Below are 16715 nucleotides of genomic sequence, written 5' to 3' on the forward strand. Positions count from 1 at the left end.
ACCCACACCATGCACAACATCCTCACCCTGCGCGGCGCCCAGGTCCGCGACGCCCACGCCTGGGCCGGCTACCTCACCGAGTCCATCGGCCTCTACACCGGGGCCGCCGACGTCGCCTTCGCCTCCCACCACTGGCCCACCTGGGGCAACGACACCATCGTCGAGCTCCTCACCCACCAGCGGGACCTCTACGGCTACCTGCACGACCAGACCGTCCGCCAGATCAACCGGGGCCTGACCGGCACCGAGATCGCCGAGACCTTCCGCCTCCCGCCCGCGCTCGAAGGGGTCTGGGCGAACCGCGGCTACTACGGCTCGCTCAGCCACAACGTCAAGGCCGTCTACCAGCGCTACATGGGCTGGTTCGACGGCAACCCCGCCCACCTGTGGGAGCACCCGCCGGCCGAGGAGGCCCGCCGCTGGGTGGAGACCCTCGGCGGCCAGGCGGCGGTCCGGGCCCGGGCCCGGCACTACGCCGACCGCGGCGACCTCCGCTTCGCCGTCACCCTGCTCAACCACGCCGTCTTCGACGACCCGCGGAACGAACGCTCCCGCCGTCAGCTGGCCGAGCTGTACACCCGCCTCGGCCGCAAGGCGGAGAACGCCGTCTGGCGGAACTTCTACCTCACCGCCGCCCAGGAACTGCTGCACGGGATCACCCCGCACGCCACCGCCTCCCTCGGCCCCGACATGTACCTGGCGCTCACCGTCGGGCAGATCGTCGACAGCATGGCCGTACGGGTCGACGGCCCCCGCGCCTGGTCGCTCCGGCTCGTCCTGGACTGGCACATCGGCGACACGTACTGGCACCTGCGCCTCGTCAACGGACTGCTGACCTGGACCAGCGACGACCGGCCCGCGCCGGACGCCGCCCTGACCCTGACGATGACCCGGCCGCAGCTGCTGCGGCTGCTCGCCGGCCAGGGCACCGCGGGCATCACCATGGACGGCGACCGGACCGTGCTCTCCCGGCTCCTCGGCGTCCTCGACACGCCCGAGCCGGACTTCCCGATCGTGACGCCGTGACGGGCCGGGGCCCCGACCGCCCCGGGCCCGCTCAGAGGGAGGCGAGGAGGTCGTCGAGCGGGGCCGGTACGCGGCCGAGGTCCAGGCCCTCGACGAGGACGCGGCCGTAGCGGATCTTCCGTCCCGAGGTCGTGCCGAGGAAGCGGCGCATCCGCGGCAGCGGGCCGCGGTCGCGCTGGGCGGGCTGGTTCAGGAAGGTGCGCAGGGCCCGGCCCTCCCCCTCGGCGTCGACGAGTTCGCCGACCCGGTCCACGCCGAGGGCCCGGATCAGTTCGTCCTCCAGGTCGGCGACGCAGACGAAGAAACCGTCCGGATCCGCCCCCGCGGCGGCCAGGCCGCGGGCGTAGTGGGCGCGCTCCGCCTCGTCGCACAGGCCGGTGAGGCGCAGGCCGAGGCCGGACGGGCCGAGGAGCCGGGCGTGCCGGGCGGCGTTGGTGGCGCCGTTCATGGAGAGCACGCCGACGCCCTCGGCGGCGAGGTCACGACCCCGGCGGGCGGCCAGGGCCTCGACGGCGGCGACGTCGCTGCGCCCCTCCAGGAGCACCACGGTGCGCACGGGCAGGCGGGCGGCGAGGTCGCGCGCGGTGTCGCCCGGTCCGCCGGCCGCCCAGGCGGTGACGGCGGTCCGGAAGGCGTCCATGTCGGTCATGGGAGGAGTCTGGGCGCCGGACGGCCCGGACGGTACCGGTTTTCCGCCGGGCGCGGCGGGCTCAGTAGCGCAGGGCGCTCGCGACCGTGGGGGTCACGGAGCCGGAGAGCTTGTGGGTGCTGCGGGCGGTGCCGTCGCCCGGCTTTCCGGCGGGCACGTCCGAGATCGTGAGGACCACGGCGTCGAGCAGCTTGCCGTCGCCGTCCTCGAACCGCACCTGGATGGCGAAGGACCGGGACGCGTCGTCGGTGTTGCGCACGGTGACCGGGACGGTGGTGCGTCCGTCGGCGTCGGTGGCGGGGTCGCCGAGCTCCACCTCGTCCTTGGCGTCGACGCCGTCCTTGATCTCCGCCATCTGCGCCTCGGCCTTGTCGGCCGCCTCGGAGGCGGCGTCCGTGACGCCCTCGGCGGCGGAGGCCACCGCCGAGGCGGCCTCGCTGACCGCCCCCGACACGGGGTTGTCGCCGTCGTCGGAGCAGCCCGCCGTGCCCATCAGGACGGCTCCCGCCAGCAGGCCGCCCGCGGCGCCCCGTACCCAGCGTCCGGTCATCTCGTGGTCTCCCTCGGCTCGCCCGTCCTCGTCGGAGCCAGTCAACGGCAGCGTCCGGCACCCCGCATCCCGGGACCGGCGTTCAGCGGGGGCCGAGGGCGATGACGGCGATGTCGTCGGCGAGGTGGTGGGTCCAGTCGCGGACGTCGTCGTCGAGGTGGCGGACCAGGTCGTCGGGCGTGTGCCGGCCGACGGAGACGAGCCGCTCGGCCAGGGGGTAGAACTCGCCGCTGGAGTTCCGCGCCTCGCTGAGGCCGTCGGTGTGGGTGAGCAGGGTGGCGCCGGGGTCGAGGGAGACCTGGTGGGGCCGTACGGCTCCGGCGGCGTCCAGCAGCCCGAAGCCGAGCGGGAGGACGGCGGGGACGTCCAGCTCGCGGGTGCGCGCGGGACCGACCTCCAGCGGGGCGAGGTGACCGCAGTTCACCACGTGGAGGTCCTGGGAGGGGCCGGAGTGCTGGAGGAGGAGGGCGGTGGCGAAGAGCTCCTCGTCGCCGCGGGCCAGGGCGGCCCGCCGGACCTGGCGGTCCAGGGAGGCGGCGACCTCGCCGAGGTCCTCGGTCTCGTGGGCCCGGCTGCGGAAGCAGCCCAGGAGGTCGGTGACGGTCTGGACGGCCTGGAGGCCCTTGCCGCGCACGTCGCCGATGAGGATGCGGGTGCCGTAGGGGGTGTCGAGGGCTTCGAGGAAGTCGCCGCCGATCGCGGTGCCGGCGGTCGCGGGACGGTACAGGCCGGCGAGGCGCAGGCCGCCCAGCCGGGACGGGATGGGGTGGAGCACCGCGCACTGGAGGGCGCTGGCGGTCTCGCGGGTCCGGGTCAGCCGCTCGGTCTGCTCGCGGCGCGACCAGGCGACGGCCCCGGCGGCCGCGCCCACGCCGAGGGCGACGATCACGCTCATGGGCTGGCTGGTGTCGGCGTCCACCATCACGTACTGGAGGACCGAGGCGGCGGCCACGACGAGGGCGACGACGGGCCGGCCCAGGGCGAGCGCGGCGACCGCGACCACGATCGTGCCGACCCACAGCAGCTCGCGCGCCTCGGTCGGCAACGGCATGGGCCCCAGGGCGGAGGTGTAGGGCAGCGCCTGGGCGGCGGCGGTGCCGACCAGGATCGCCACGGGCAGCAGGGCCGCGTTCACGCCCAGGTGCGGGCGGGGGACGGCGGCGAGGAAGCGGGCCATCTGCGGGGCGGCGGCCAGCATGGTGCCGAAGCCGACGAGGGTGACGACGGCGAAGCCGCCGACCAGGGCGTGCGAGGCGTGGTCGACCAGGGCGTGCAGCAGCGCCAGCCCGAGCGCGGCCAGCGGCAGCCCGAGGGAGGCCCCGGCCAGCGGGGAGACGTTCCGGTGACGGATCAGGAGGCAGGCGGCGGCGCCGCCGACGCCGAAGGCGGAGAGCACGAGCGCCGTGATCCAGCCGGCGAAGCCCACGGCGGAGACCAGCGTGGGCACGGCCATGGTGAGGACGACCTGGGTGAAGCCGAGGGCGAGGCCCGCGACCAGCGCCCCGGTCCACACGGCACCGGGCACCTGCTCGGCCCTGCGGCGCTCGGGGGCGCGGCGCAGGGCCCTGGCCCGGGCCGCGGCGCAGGCGAGCACGGCGGCGGCGAGCAGGGCGCCGACCCTGAGGTCCTGCCAGCCCCAGAGCGGGGCGAGCTGGAGGGCGGCCGCCAGGCTGACCGCGCCCAGCACGCGGGCGAGGGTGCGGACGGCGTCGGGCAGGGCCTCGCGGGCGAGCGGCCCCGCCTCGGGGAGCAGCCGGCGGACGAGCAGCAGGGCGGCGGCCGCCGCGGCGGCCATGAGGGCGGCGGTGATCCGCCAGCCGGTGAGGGCGGCGGCGTGCGGGGCGAGGTTGACCGCGAGCACGAAGCCGGCGGACATGGCGGCGAGCCAGCCGCCCATGATCCGCCGGATCCGGCCGGGCATGGAGACGGTGGCCATGAAGGCGAGGCAGGAGACGAAGACGGCGGCGAGCGCGGCGGCGACCACGATCCGGCCGAGCACGTAGGTGGCGGGGTCGAAGGAGACGGCGAGGGCGGCGGAGCCGAGGCAGAGCGCCGCGAGGGAAGCGGTGAGGGTGGCCCGGCGGCCCTTGAGGTCGCCGGCCCTGCCGGTGACCGCGAGGACGCCGATGGCGAGGCAGGCGCCGGCGATCTGGGCGACGGCGTTGTCCTCGGCGGTGACGCCGAGGTCGGTGTGGACGAGGGGGGCCACGGCCGCGTTCATGGCGGGCGCGACGACGTACAGTGCGGCGACCAGGGCCAGAACCAGCCCGATCACCCGGGGGGAGACGGCGTGGCCGCTCCCCGGCGCCGGTGCGGCACCCGCCCGGTACGGCGTGGTGGTGCCGGTCATCGACAGGACCTCCTCGTGTTCCCCCGTGGACTTCCCCACCCACGAGGGTGGCAGCGAAGAGGTATGCGCATACAGGGACAAAAGACCTTAAAGTCGTATCAATGCGTGGTGGCGTCGGCCCCGGTCCCCTCAATGCGTGGTGGCGTCGGCCCCGGTCCCCCAGGCCGCGCGGAGGGCGGGCAGCAGGGTGGTGCGGGCCCATTCCAGGAAGGGGGCCTGGTGCCCGCCGCCGATCTGGACGAGCGCGAGGTCGGTGAAGCCGGCCCGCCGGTAGGCGTCGGCGGCCTCGACGACCGCGCCCGGGTCGTCGCCACAGGGGATCGCCCCTGCCACGTCCTCGGGCGTGACGTGCCGGGTGGCCTGGGCGAAGCCGGCCGGGAGCGGCAGCTCGGGGTTGACCCGCCAGCCGCCGAGCGACCAGCGGAACTGCTCGTGGGCGCGGGCCACGGCGGCGTCCCGGTCGGTGTCGTAGCAGAGCGCGAGCTGGCCGATCCTCGGCTTTCCGGTGCCGCCGTGCCGGTCGAAGTCCTCGGTGAGGTCGCGGCGCGGCTCGACGGCGACGAGGAGGTCCGCACGGCGGCCGGCCAGCGCGCAGGAGCGCGGTCCCGAGGCGGCGATGCCGAGCGGGGGCGGCCGGTCGGGCAGGTCCCAGAGGCGGGCGGCGGTCACGTCGAAGTGGCGCCCGTGGTAGGTGACGTCCTCGCCGGCGAAGAGGGCGCGGATGATGTCGACGGCCTCCTCCAGGCGTTCCAGCCGGGTCCGGGCGGTGGGCCAGCCGGCTCCGGTGACGTGTTCGTTGAGGTTCTCGCCGGAGCCGAGGCCCAGCCGGAAGCGGCCCTCGGAGAGCAGCTGCACCGTCGCCGCCTTCTGCGCGACGACCGCCGGGTGGTAGCGGAAGGTCGGGCAGGTCACGAAGGTCATCAGCGGGATGCGGGTGGTGGCCTGGGCGGCCGCCCCCAGCACGCTCCAGGCGTACGGCGAGTGCCCCTGCGCGTCGAGCCACGGGAAGTAGTGGTCGGACACCACGGAGAAGTCGAAGCCGACCCGTTCCGCCTCGACCACGTGGTCGACCAGCTCACGCGGGCCCGCCTGCTCGGTCATCATCGTGTAGCCGAAATGTGTCATGCGCGGCGCCTTGCCGGAGCCGCCCGCCCGTAAACGGAAGCCGGGCGACCGGCCGGACCGGCGCCGCCCCGCACGTGGTCGCGCGGCGGGCACCGCGGCGGGATTCGGCCCCCGCCGTCCCGCCGGGCGGGGCTCCGCCCGGCGGGACGGGGCGGGCTACTCGCGGAGCCGGGCCGCCGCGGCCCTGACCGCCCTGACGACGGTGAGGGGTATGCGGACGTTCTCGCAGAAGCGGCGGACGCGGGAGAGCACGCTCAGGGAGGCGGGCGAGGGGTCCGCGGTGGAGAGCTGGACCCGGACGAGCCGGGGCCGGTGGGCCAGGGCCAGGGCCTGGGCCTCCAGGTCGGCCGCGGACCGGCTGGTGAGAGCGAGGTCGCCCGGGAGCGACAGGTGCAGGACGCCCTCTTCGAAGGCGTGGCCGATGAGCATGGCCGCCTCCTTCCGTCGTACGCCGTCCCACCGCCCGGAGGCGGTGGGACGGACGGTTTCCGTCAAGGCGTTGTGCCGGGCACGCTGGCACCAGGCTGGCAGACGCGGACCGTGTCCGCACCCGCACGGCCCGCAGCCGCCGGGCCGGCGGCCCGGGCGAATCCGCTGGTCGGAGGGGTCACGGGGTCAGCGGGACACGGTGGCCTCCGGGCTGGTCCGGTCGCCGTCGGCCCCGGCCCCTTCGAGGAAGCCGCCCGACTGGTGCCGCCACAGCTTGGCGTAGGTGCCGTCGGCGGCGAGCAGTTCGTGGTGGCCGCCCTGTTCGACGATCCGGCCGCGGTCGAGGACGACGAGCCGGTCCATCCCGGCGACCGTGGACAGCCGGTGTGCGACGACGAGCGCGGTCCGGCCCTCCATCAGCCGCCACAGGGCGTCCTGGACGAGGAGTTCGCTCTCGGAGTCGAGGGCGCTGGTCGCCTCGTCGAGCAGCAGGACCGGCGCGTCGCGCAGGATCGCCCGGGCGAGCGCGACCCGCTGCCGCTGCCCGCCGGAGAGCTTCACCCCGCGCTCGCCGACCAGGGTGTCGAAGCCCTCGGGCAGCGCGTCGGCGAACTCGGTGACGTGGGCGGCCTCGGCGGCCCGGCGGACCTCCGCCTCGGTGGCCCCGGGGCGGGCGAAGGCGATGTTCTCCCGGAGGGTGCGGTGGAACATCGCCGGGTCCTGCGGGACCGAGGCGATGAGGCCGCGCAGGTCCGACTGGCGCATGCGGCTGATGTCCTGACCGCCGATCAGGATCCGTCCGCCGTCGACGTCGGTCATCCGCAGCAGCAGCCGGGTGAGGGTGGTCTTGCCGCCGCCGGAGCGGCCGACGAAGCCGACCTTGGTGCCGTCGGGCACGTCCAGGTCGAGCCCCTCGAAGAGCGGCTTCGCGCCCCGGTGGGCGAAGTGCACCCCTTCGAAGCGGACCGCGCCGGACCGGCCCGCGAGCGCCTCCGGGGCGGGCGGGTCGAGCACCGTCGGCGGCTCCAGGAGGAGTTCGGTGAACTGGGCCGCCTCCGTCATGGAGCTCTCCAGCCGCCGGTAGATCTGGTTGAACTCGAACATGATCCGGGTGGCGTTGGCGTAGTACGTGAACGCCACGATGATCGCCTCCACGCCCCGCTCCCCCGCGCCGAGCATCAGCGCGAGCACCAGCCCCAGCACGTTGGTGAGGACCGAGAGCGGCGCGACCAGGGTGTCGATGCGCAGGTTGCCGTAGTCCCAGGAGCGCAGGGTGATCCGCCGTGACTCGGCGACGCGCGAGCGGTGTTCGTCGGCCTCGCGCCGCTCGGCGGCGAAGGAGCGGACGCTGTCCATGTTGGTGAGCACGTCGGCGACGTGCCCGGAGACCCGGGCGATGGCCTTCTCGCGGTCGGCGACGATCCGCTGCCGGCGCCGCACCAGCGGGAAGACGCAGAACCCGGTGAGCGCGATCATGACCAGCAGGCCGACCACGAGCGTCGGGTCGTACTGCCACAGGACCACCGAGGCGAACAGCAGCGGGACGAGGCTGCCCATCACCTGGAAGGTCAGGGTGTCGACGAAGTCCTCGAACCGGGAGGCGAAGCTGATGACCCGCTTGGTCAGCGAGCCGGCGAAGTTGTCGTGGAAGAAGGCGGCGTCCTTGGCGAGGAGTTCGTCCATGCCCACGACGTAGAGGTGCTCGATGCCCCGGGCGTCGAGCCGGTTGAGGCAGTGGAAGCCGACCCGCCACAGCGCCTCGCCGAGCAGCAGGACGGCGGCGAACACCAGCGCGTAGGGCAGCACCGCGGAGAAGGTGGTGGGGCCGCCGTCGGCGACCCGGCCGACGAGTTTGGCGACCACGAGCGGAGCGAGGTACTGGATCCCGATGTTGCCGAGCGCCGGCAGCAGCAGCGCGGGCACGGCCACCCGCCGGAGCCGGACCAGCTCTCCCCCGTAATGGCGGAGCGCGAGGCGGACGGAGCCTTTGCCCGGTCCGCCGTCGCGTTGTTCTGACGTTCCCATCACGACCTTCCGTCGTCGTTCCGATACGTTCGGTGACGGAGTGTGGCGGAGGGCGGGCGCGCCGGTCCACGGGTTTTCCGGCCGGGCGCGGACCGGAGGGCGTACGGTCAGCGGCGCAGCGCGGCGGCGAAGGCGGCGAGTTCGCGCACGACCCGGTCCGGGTCCTCCCAGTACACGACGTGACCCGCGCCCTCGTGGACGAGGAGGCGCGAGTCGGGGATCGCGTCGAGGATCAGCTGCTGGTCCGAACGGGTGAGGAGGGGGTCCTGGTCGCCCCAGACGACGAGGGTGGGCACGAGGATCCCGGTGAGCGTGGCCGCGAGGTCGGTCTCCAGGAGGCCGCGCAGGGTCTCGCGCCAGACGCGGGCCGGGGCCTTCAGGCTCTCGTCGACGACGGTCTCCAGGAAGCCGGGCGCCACCCTGCCGACGACGAGCCCGCGGGTGAACTCGGCGGCGAACGCCCGGTCCACGGGGTCCTCCAGGGCCCGGACGGCCTCCCAGAAGCCGGTGACTCCGGGCTTGTCGGCGAGCAGCGCGGGGACCCCGAGGAGCACGAGTCCGGCGACCCGGTCGGGCCGCCGGCCGGCCACGATCCGCGCCTGGACGCCGCCGCTCGACCCGCCGACCAGGACGGCCCGCTCGATGCCGAGGTGGTCGAGGAAGGCGACCAGGTCGTCGGCGAAGTCCTCCGGGAGGTAGCCCTCCTCCGGTTTTCCGGCGTCGCCGTGGCCGCGCTGGGTGGGCGCGTAGGCGTGCAGGACGGCCGGCATGGCCCGCAGCATCGGCTCCCAGGTCCACCAGGAGTCGGCGTAGCCGTGGACCAGGACGAGCGGCGGCCCGTTCCCGGGCCGTCCGGTCTCCGCGTACGGCAGCGTGGGGCGTCCGTCGCCGAGGACGGCGCGGTGCGCGACGACGCCGGCCATCGGCACCTCCCGGTCGCTCGCCCATTTCCCGAACCGCGGACCTTTTCAGCGTAGGGAGGCGATTCCGGGGGCTCAACAGGAACGCGTCCGCACGGGGCCGGCGGCCCTTCCGGCGTCATTCCGCACGGCCCGGCCCTGCGTGTTCGCGTGGCCGCGAGCACCTCGGTGCGCGACCATACGGACGCGCCGCCGTGAGAATTCCGGCCGGCGGCGGGAAAGAAGCACGCACACAGGAAGAAGGCCGTACGTGACCGGCAGCGAGAGCGAGAACCCGGCAATTCCCTCCCCCAGCCCGAAGGACACCCGGCCCCGGACCAATCGGGACTGGTGGCCGAACCAGCTGGACCTCTCCGTACTCCATCGGAACGATCCGCAGGCCGACCCCCTCGACCAGGGCTTCGACTACGCGAAGGAGTTCGCCGGACTCGACGTCGAGGAGCTGCGGCGCGACGTCTTCGCCCTGATGAAGGATTCGCAGGACTGGTGGCCGGCGGATTACGGCCATTACGGTCCGCTTTTCATCCGGATGAGCTGGCACGCGGCCGGCACGTACCGCATCGCCGACGGCCGGGGCGGCGGCGGAAGCGGCGCCCAGCGATTCGCGCCGTTGAACAGCTGGCCGGACAACGCGAGCCTGGACAAGGCGCGCCGGCTCCTGTGGCCGGTCAAGCAGAAGTACGGACAGAAGATCTCCTGGGCCGATCTTCTGGTTTTCGCCGGAAACTGCGCGATGGAATCCATGGGGTTCAAGACCTTCGGTTTCGGATTCGGCCGCGAGGACATCTGGGAGCCGGAGGAGATCTTCTGGGGCCCGGAGGACACCTGGCTCGGCGACGAGCGCTACAGCGGCGACCGGGAGCTGAAGGGCCCGCTCGGCGCCGTCCAGATGGGCCTCATCTACGTCAACCCGGAGGGCCCGAACGGCAATCCGGACCCGCTGGCCGCCGCCCGCGACATCCGCGAGACCTTCGCGCGGATGGCGATGGACGACGAGGAGACGGTCGCGCTCATCGTCGGCGGCCACACCTTCGGCAAGTGCCACGGCGCCGTCGGCCCCGAGCACATCGGCCCGGAGCCGGAGGCCGCGCCGGTCGAGCAGCAGGGCCTCGGCTGGAAGAACCGCCAGGGCACCGGCTCCGGCTCCGACTCCCTCACCAGCGGCCTGGAGGGAGCCTGGACGAACCACCCGACCACCTGGGACAACGGCTTCCTCGACAACCTCTTCCGGTACGAGTGGGAGCTGACCACCAGCCCGGCCGGCGCCCAGCAGTGGAAGCCCACCGACCCGGCCGCCCAGGACACCGTCCCGGACGCGCACGACCCGTCGAAGCGGCACGCGCCGATGATGCTGACGACCGACCTGGCGCTGCGCATGGACCCGGTGTACGGGCCGATCGCCCGCCGCTACCACGAGAACCCGGAGCTGCTGGCGGACGCGTACGCCAGGGCCTGGTTCAAGCTGCTCCACCGCGACATGGGCCCGCTGTCGCGCTACCTCGGCCCGTGGATCCCGGAGCCGCAGCTCTGGCAGGACCCGGTCCCGCCGGTCGACCACGACCTCGTCTCCGACGAGGACATCGCCGCGCTCAAGGAGCGGATCCTCTCCTCCGGGCTGAGCGTGCCCCAGCTGGTCACCACCGCCTGGGCGTCGGCGGCCAGTTTCCGCGGCACCGACAAGCGCGGCGGCGCCAACGGCGCCCGGATCCGGCTCGCGCCGCAGAAGGACTGGCCGGTCAACGACCTGCCCGAGATCGCCGAGGCGCTGCGCACCCTGGACGCCCTCCGCGAGGAGTTCACCGCCGGCCGGAGCGACAACACCCGGATCTCGCTGGCCGACCTGATCGTGCTGGGCGGCTGCGCCGCCGTCGAGAAGGCCGCCGCGGACGCCGGTCACACGGTGACCGTGCCCTTCGCCCCCGGGCGGACGGACGCCACCCAGGAGCAGACGGACGTGGAGTCCTTCGCGGTCCTCGAACCGCGCGCCGACGGCTTCCGCAACTACCTGCGCCCGGGCGAGAAGCTGTCCCCGGAGACGCTGCTCCTCGACCGGGCCAGCATGCTCACGCTCACGGCGCCGGAGATGACCGTGCTCATCGGCGGGATGCGGGCGCTCGACACCGGGCACGGCGGGGCGCGCCACGGCGTCCTCACCGACCGTCCGGGCAGCCTGACGAACGACTTCTTCGTCAACCTGCTCGACATGGGCACGGAGTGGAAGGTCTCGGAGCGGGACGAGAACGTCTACGAGGGCCGCGACCGGGCCACCGGCGAGCAGCGGTGGACGGGCACCGCCGTCGACCTGGTCTTCGGCTCCCACGCCCAGCTGCGGGCCCTGTCGGAGGTGTACGCCGCGAAGGACGCGGACGCGAAGTTCGTCCGTGACTTCGTCTCCGCCTGGTCGAAGGTGATGAAGCTGGACCGCTTCGACCTGCGCTGACGGTCCGCCGCCCCGGGCGGCTCCGGACGCGGGCCGGCGCCCGGACGGTCGTGCTGCGACCGTCCGGGCGCCGGAGTCGTGCGGGGCGCCCGCGGGGCGGTGGGGCGGGGGGCGGCGGTCAGGTGGAGATCTCGGGGAGCAGCCCGGTGACCGGCGCGGCCTGGTCGGTGAGCTGGTGCAGCTGGTGGAGTTCGTTGACCCGGCTCAGCCCGCCGAGCTGCTCACCGACACCGGGGTAGGCGGCACGGGCCTCCTCCGTCATGCCGGTGGTGGCGAGGGCGTCCAGTTCGGCGATCGGGCTGATCGGCGGGCCGAGCGGGCCGGCGGGCGCGGCGACGGCCTGCGAGGCGGCACCGCCGAGGCAGGTGAACGCGGCGGCGACGGCGAGGACCGAGGAGATGCGTCGAGGTGAGGTCACACCCTCACAACGGAACGTTCCGCCGGGGGACACGCGACCGGTCCCGGCGTCCACCGAACGGGCCACACCTCCCCCGGGACGCCCGGCCGCTCCGGCCCCTCAAAGCGCCCGGAACCGCGCTGTAGGCTGGCCGTTCGAACCGAGGCCGACCCGCGTGCGGAGGGCAAGTGACCGAGCTCGTCCGGGGGACTCCCGGGCTCGTGCGGGCGGTCAACGACCGCGCCGCGCTGCACCTGCTGCTCCGTCAGGGGCCGCTCACCCGACCCGAGATCAGCCGGCTCACCGGTCTGTCCAAGCCCACCGCCTCCCAGGTCCTGGCCCGGCTCGAAGGTGCCGGCCTCGTCGTCGGCAACGGGCTGCGCACCGGCCTGCCGGGCCGTGTCCCGGAGACGTACCGGGTGAACGCGGCGGCGGCCTACGCGACGGCCGTCGACGTGACGCCGGACCGGATCGCGGTGCGCACCGCCGACCTCGCCGGGGCGGTGCTCGGCGAGGCGGAGGCGCCGGTGCCGGCCGGGCCCGGCCGGGAGGCGCTGGACGAGGCGCTGCGCGCGGCCCTCGCCCTGGCCCCGGCCCCCCGGCCGCCGCGGCGGGTCGTGGTCGGGGTGCAGGGAGCGGTGGACCCGACGACCGGCCGGCTCGCCTACGCCAGCGAGGAGGACATGGCGGCCTGGCTCTTCCCGGACGTGGAACGGACCCTCGCCGAGGCCCTCGGGCTGCCCGTCCGGATCGAGAACGACGTGAACCTCGCGGCCGTCGCCGAACGCGCCCACGCCGCCGCCGACTGCCCGGACTTCGTCCTCCTGTGGGCCGACGAGGGCCTGGGCGCGGCCCTGGTGATCGGCGGTCGCCTGCACCGCGGCCACTTCGGCGGCGCCGGCGAGGTCGGCTACCTCCCCCTCCCCGGCGCCCCCACCGCCCGCGAGGCCGGCCACCCCTACGGCCGCCACGGCTACCAGGAACTCGCCGGTGGCGAGGCGATCCGGGACCTGCTCCACGCCCACGGGGTGCCGGGCGCGGACTTCACCGAGACGGTCACGGAGGCGGTACGGCGGGCGGGGGCGGGGCCCGGGACGGGCGCGGAGGCCGGGACCGGCGCTGGGGCCGAGGACGGGGCCGGGGCCGGGGGCATGGCGGGGGTCGGGGCTGCGGCCGTGGCAGGAGCCGGAAGCGGGGCCCCGGAGAGCGTCGAGGCCGCGCGGGCGGGGCTCGCGGCGGTGGCCGGGCGACTCGCCTCGGGGCTGGCCTCGATCGTGACCGTCGTCGACCCGGGCCTCGTCGTGCTCGCGGGCCGGCTCTGCGCGGCGGGGGGCGAGCCGCTGCGCGCGCTGGTCGAGCGCGAGCTGCACGCGCTCGCCCACTCCCGGGCCCGGATCCGGCTGTCGGCCGTGACCGGGAACCCGGTGCTCGCCGGGGCGCTCGACCTCGCGCTGACGGCGGTCCGCGACGAGGTCTTCGGCGGACCGCCACCCGTCACGCCCTGCCCCTGACGCGCCCTCAGCGGCCTCGGGACAACCAGCCCTTCCGCTCGGCCGGGGCGGGCACGTGCCAGGGGTTCACCGGCACACCGCCCTCGAACAGCGAGCGGGTGCGCGGCTGGACGCGCTTGAGCCGGGCCCGCCACGGCCCGTCCGCCATCTCGAACTGGACGACGAGGGGTCCTTCGGTGAGCGGCACGGTCTCGCGCCGCTTGCCGATCTCGTTGACGACGTTCTCGTCGTCCGGCAGGACGGTGTGGTCGTCGTGGCCGGTCAGCTCGAACACGTTGACGATGAGGTTGTCGTCGCCCCGGTAGTGGATCGCCAGATCGGCGACCCCGCCGGTGTGCAGCAGCACGTCCGGCCCCTGGAACTGCGCCTCCTCCTCGGTCAGCCGCCGGGCACTCGCGAGCGGTGAGACCTCCACCCTCCAGTGCCCCTCGGCCTCCAGGCGGAACCGCAGGGTGCCGTGGGAGGGGACGGTGGCGAGGACCCGGCCGAAGTAGTGGTCCTCGGTGCTGTTGACGAGGTTGTCCCCCTCCTTGTTGCGCCGGTCGAGGAGCGTGAGACCGGTGTACCCCGCCTCCGGCACCTCCAGCTGCACGACGACGGGCCCCGGCGGCAGCCCCTCCACCGTGATGACCTCGTTGTCGCGCCCCGTCTCCGTGTACGGCGCGAACACCGGGCCGTACGCCCACGCCTCGTCCTGGCCGGCCGCCACGGGCGCGGGTGCGGGCGCGGCGGGGGTGGGGGCGGGGTACTGCTGCGGTACGGGCGCGGGCGGCGGGGCGGGGGCCGCGGGTGCCACGGGCGCGGACGGCGGCGCGAAGGCCGGGGCGGGCGCCGGGAAAGCGGGGGGCGCCGGGGCGGGCGCGGGGGCCCCGAAGGCGGGCGGCGTCGGTGCGGGCGCCGAGAAGACGGGCGGCGTCGGTGCGGGCGCCGAGAAGACGGGCGGCGTCGGCGCGGGAGCCTGCGGCTCCGCGTCGGCCACGTGGACGCCGTGGTCGGTGGCGAGGCCCTCCAGACCGTCGGCCCAGCCCTGTCCGACGGCCCGGAACTTCCAGCCGCCGGCCCGCCGGTAGAGCTCGGCGAGGACCATCGCGGTCTCCCCCGCCGCCTCGGCCACCTCGTAGTCGGCGACCGGGGTGCCGTCGGGCGCGAAGGCGGCCACGCCGAGTCCGGGCACGTCGCGCAGGGCGCCGCGGTCCGTGGAGCCGACGACCAGGACCCGGGCGACGTCCGGTTCGAGGGTCGGCAGCCCGAGCTCCAGCCAGTCGGTGCCGTCCTCGGCCCGGAGGAGCCGTACGGCACCGTTCGGGTGCGCGGGCTGCCCGTGGAAGACCACGTCGGCGTCGCCCCGGACGAGCCCCCGTTCGGTCAGGAGGAGCGCCATCGCGTCCACCCCCCGCCCCCGCACGACGATCCGCAACGGCACCGAGGGCACGAAGCCGTTGCCCCCCTTGTTCAGCGTCGTCATCCCGCTCGAACCCTTCCCCTCGTATCCCCACCTGGTCGAACAAGGAAGATCCTCCGCGACCGGCGGCCCGCCGACAAGTGTCGAACCGGCGCGTACCCGTCCGCCGTGACCGTCCTCGGCGTCCCGGCCGCGGCCGGCACCCGCGGCGCTCCCCGCTCGACGGCACCCGCCGAGGGCTCGGTTCGCGGTTTCGCGAGTGGGGCGGGCGGTGCAGGGCATGCGCGGGGGTGTGACGCCGGTTCCGCTCGGGCGTCCGAGGAGGTGAGGGCGGTGGTGCACGGCACGATCAGGGTCGACGCGCCGCTGCGGCGGGTGTACGACCAGTGGACGCAGTTCGAGGAGTTCCCCCGCTTCATGCACGGCGTGGTGGCGGTGGAGCAGACCGACGCGCGTCACCTGCGCTGGCGGACGGGGATCGCGGGGGTGCGGCGGGACTTCGACGCCGAGATCGTCGACCAGCTGCCGGACCAGCGGATCGCCTGGCGGACCCTGAGCGGCGGGGTCCGGCACCGGGGCGTCGTCACCTTCGAGGCGATCGACGCCGGCCACACGCGCGTGCGGCTGGCGATGGAGGTCGAGCCCGAGGGGATGACGGAGCGGGCGGCGGCGGCGCTGGGCATCGTGTCGAGCCGGGTCTCGGGCGACCTCCGGCGGTTCAAGGACTTCGTCGAGGACCGACACGCGGCGACCGGCGCCTGGCGCGGCCGCCTCCGGCCGGGCGACGCGGGCCGGCCGCGGAACCCGGCGCCGGGCCCCGTACCGCCCGTCTCCCCGCCCCCGGCCGATCCCTCCGATCCCCCGGATCCCCCGGATCCTCCGCCCGAGCGGCAGCCGATGCCGCCGCGCTGAGCCCCCCCCGATACGCGAAAGGCTTCGTCATGGTCCCTCTTCTGCTCGTCCTCCTGCTGATCCTGGTGCTGTTCGGCACCGGCTTCGCCGTCGAGGCCCTCTGGTACATCGCTCTGGCGGTGCTGATCCTGTGGGCGCTGGGCTTCCTGTTCCGCAGCTCGGGTTCGCGGTGGTACCGCTGGTGATCCGCGCACCCTCGTCATCGGAGTCCGCCGCCCCTCGCGGGCGGCGGACTCCCGCACGGGGAAGGAGGCGGCAACCTTTAGTTTGATTTTCAACTACTGTTCGGGGGAAGATGAGGCCCAGGCCCCGCCGCACGCGCGGGACCGGCGAAGGAGCGGACAGTGAGCGACGTCGTGGCGGCATCGGCCGGGCAGCGGATCTACCTGGACAAGCAGACCCCGGACGCCTACCGGGCCTTCGTCCGGGCCGCGCAGACGGTCCGGACCGCCGCCGACGCCGCGGGGCTCGACCGGATCCTGGTCGAGCTGGTGAACCTGCGGGTGTCGCAGCTCAACGGCTGCGCCTACTGCCTCGACACCCACACCCGCGCCGCGCTCGCCGCCGGCGAGACCCCCCGTCGGCTGGGAGTGCTCGCCGCCTGGCGGGACACCGCGCTCTTCACCCCGCGCGAGCGGGCCGCGCTGGCCCTGGCCGAGGCCACCACCCACCCGGCCGAGGCCGACGCGCAGGAGCGGGCCTACGCCGAGGCCCGCGAGGTCCTGGACGACGCCGAGCTCTCCGCCGTCGTCTGGGTGGCCATCGCCATCAACGCCTTCAACCGCGTGTCCGTCCTGAGCAAGCACCCGGTACGACCGAGCTGACCACCGGCCGCGCCCGGTCCGAGCCCTCCGGCGGCACGTGACGGGCCCGGCCGCGCGGAGGTGCGCGACCCGCCCGGCGCGGCCGCCCGGACACGGCCCCGGCCGGACCGCGCGCACCTCGCGGCGGAAGACGCCCGGATCGAACGGGCGAGCTG

At 74.9% G+C, this 16715-nt stretch carries 15 protein-coding genes; 6 read left to right on the forward strand and 9 right to left on the reverse strand.

Annotated features, from left to right (window positions below; genetic code table 11):
- Positions 1 to 1026 (forward strand): alkyl sulfatase dimerization domain-containing protein (locus IE321_RS14160; RefSeq protein WP_308439705.1); only part of this gene is annotated, 1026 nt, incomplete at its 5' end.
- Positions 1027 to 1057: 31 nt separating this feature from the next.
- On the opposite strand, the gene IE321_RS14165 is transcribed toward IE321_RS14160, so the two are convergent.
- The 7 genes from IE321_RS14165 to IE321_RS14195 form a co-directional block, all read right to left on the reverse strand.
- Complete coding sequence (locus IE321_RS14165; protein WP_190223135.1) at positions 1058 to 1675, reverse strand: TOPRIM nucleotidyl transferase/hydrolase domain-containing protein; 618 nt, start codon at positions 1673 to 1675, stop codon at positions 1058 to 1060.
- 61 nt (positions 1676 to 1736) lie between these two features.
- Positions 1737 to 2225 carry a hypothetical protein gene (locus tag IE321_RS14170; RefSeq protein WP_226652248.1) on the reverse strand — a complete coding sequence of 163 codons (489 nt, stop codon included), beginning with the start codon at positions 2223 to 2225 and terminating at the stop codon, positions 1737 to 1739.
- Positions 2226 to 2307: 82 nt separating this feature from the next.
- A complete protein-coding gene (locus tag IE321_RS14175) occupies positions 2308 to 4575 on the reverse strand; it encodes a SpoIIE family protein phosphatase (protein ID WP_190223136.1) in 2268 nt (755 codons plus the stop codon).
- 129 nt (positions 4576 to 4704) lie between these two features.
- Positions 4705 to 5700, reverse strand: a complete 996-nt coding sequence (locus IE321_RS14180) for a TIGR03557 family F420-dependent LLM class oxidoreductase (protein WP_190223137.1) — start codon at positions 5698 to 5700, stop codon at positions 4705 to 4707.
- A 156-nt stretch (positions 5701 to 5856) separates the two neighbouring features.
- On the reverse strand, positions 5857 to 6129 hold the full coding sequence (locus IE321_RS14185) for a hypothetical protein (RefSeq protein WP_190223138.1): 273 nt from the start codon (positions 6127 to 6129) through the stop codon (positions 5857 to 5859).
- A 186-nt stretch (positions 6130 to 6315) separates the two neighbouring features.
- The gene (locus tag IE321_RS14190) at positions 6316 to 8154 is read right to left on the reverse strand and encodes an ABC transporter ATP-binding protein (protein ID WP_190223139.1); all 1839 of its coding nucleotides are present in this window, start codon (positions 8152 to 8154) and stop codon (positions 6316 to 6318) included.
- Positions 8155 to 8261: 107 nt separating this feature from the next.
- Entirely contained in the window at positions 8262 to 9077 is an 816-nt protein-coding gene (locus IE321_RS14195) for an alpha/beta fold hydrolase (RefSeq protein ID WP_190223140.1), read from the reverse strand.
- Between the two features lie 247 nt (positions 9078 to 9324).
- Between IE321_RS14195 and katG the strand changes: the two genes are divergently transcribed.
- Positions 9325 to 11514, forward strand: a complete 2190-nt coding sequence (katG, locus tag IE321_RS14200) for a catalase/peroxidase HPI (protein WP_190223141.1) — start codon at positions 9325 to 9327, stop codon at positions 11512 to 11514.
- Between the two features lie 118 nt (positions 11515 to 11632).
- Here katG and IE321_RS14205 read toward each other — a convergent pair whose 3' ends face one another.
- Positions 11633 to 11932 carry a hypothetical protein gene (locus IE321_RS14205; RefSeq protein WP_190223142.1) on the reverse strand — a complete coding sequence of 100 codons (300 nt, stop codon included), beginning with the start codon at positions 11930 to 11932 and terminating at the stop codon, positions 11633 to 11635.
- Between the two features lie 167 nt (positions 11933 to 12099).
- On the opposite strand from IE321_RS14205, the gene IE321_RS14210 reads away from it, so the two are divergent.
- Positions 12100 to 13422, forward strand: coding sequence for an ROK family transcriptional regulator (locus tag IE321_RS14210; protein ID WP_190223143.1), 1323 nt, complete (start codon positions 12100 to 12102; stop codon positions 13420 to 13422).
- A gap of 7 nt (positions 13423 to 13429) precedes the next feature.
- Here the strand turns inward: IE321_RS14210 and IE321_RS14215 are convergent, their stop codons facing one another.
- A complete protein-coding gene (locus IE321_RS14215) occupies positions 13430 to 14887 on the reverse strand; it encodes a TerD family protein (protein WP_190223144.1) in 1458 nt (485 codons plus the stop codon).
- Positions 14888 to 15157: 270 nt separating this feature from the next.
- Between IE321_RS14215 and IE321_RS14220 the strand changes: the two genes are divergently transcribed.
- The 3 genes from IE321_RS14220 to IE321_RS14230 all read left to right on the forward strand — a co-directional run bounded on the left by IE321_RS14220 (position 15158) and on the right by IE321_RS14230 (position 16560).
- Positions 15158 to 15736, forward strand: a complete 579-nt coding sequence (locus IE321_RS14220; protein WP_190223145.1) for an SRPBCC family protein — start codon at positions 15158 to 15160, stop codon at positions 15734 to 15736.
- A 29-nt stretch (positions 15737 to 15765) separates the two neighbouring features.
- Positions 15766 to 15921 (forward strand): hypothetical protein, encoded by a 156-nt coding sequence (locus tag IE321_RS14225; RefSeq protein WP_043225719.1) that lies wholly within the window; start codon positions 15766 to 15768, stop codon positions 15919 to 15921.
- Between the two features lie 159 nt (positions 15922 to 16080).
- On the forward strand, positions 16081 to 16560 hold the full coding sequence (locus IE321_RS14230; RefSeq protein WP_043225717.1) for a carboxymuconolactone decarboxylase family protein: 480 nt from the start codon (positions 16081 to 16083) through the stop codon (positions 16558 to 16560).
- Positions 16561 to 16715 lie beyond the last annotated feature (155 nt).

The organism is Streptomyces hydrogenans, assembly GCF_014656075.1.
Taxonomy (GTDB): Bacteria; Actinomycetota; Actinomycetes; order Streptomycetales; family Streptomycetaceae; genus Streptomyces; species Streptomyces hydrogenans.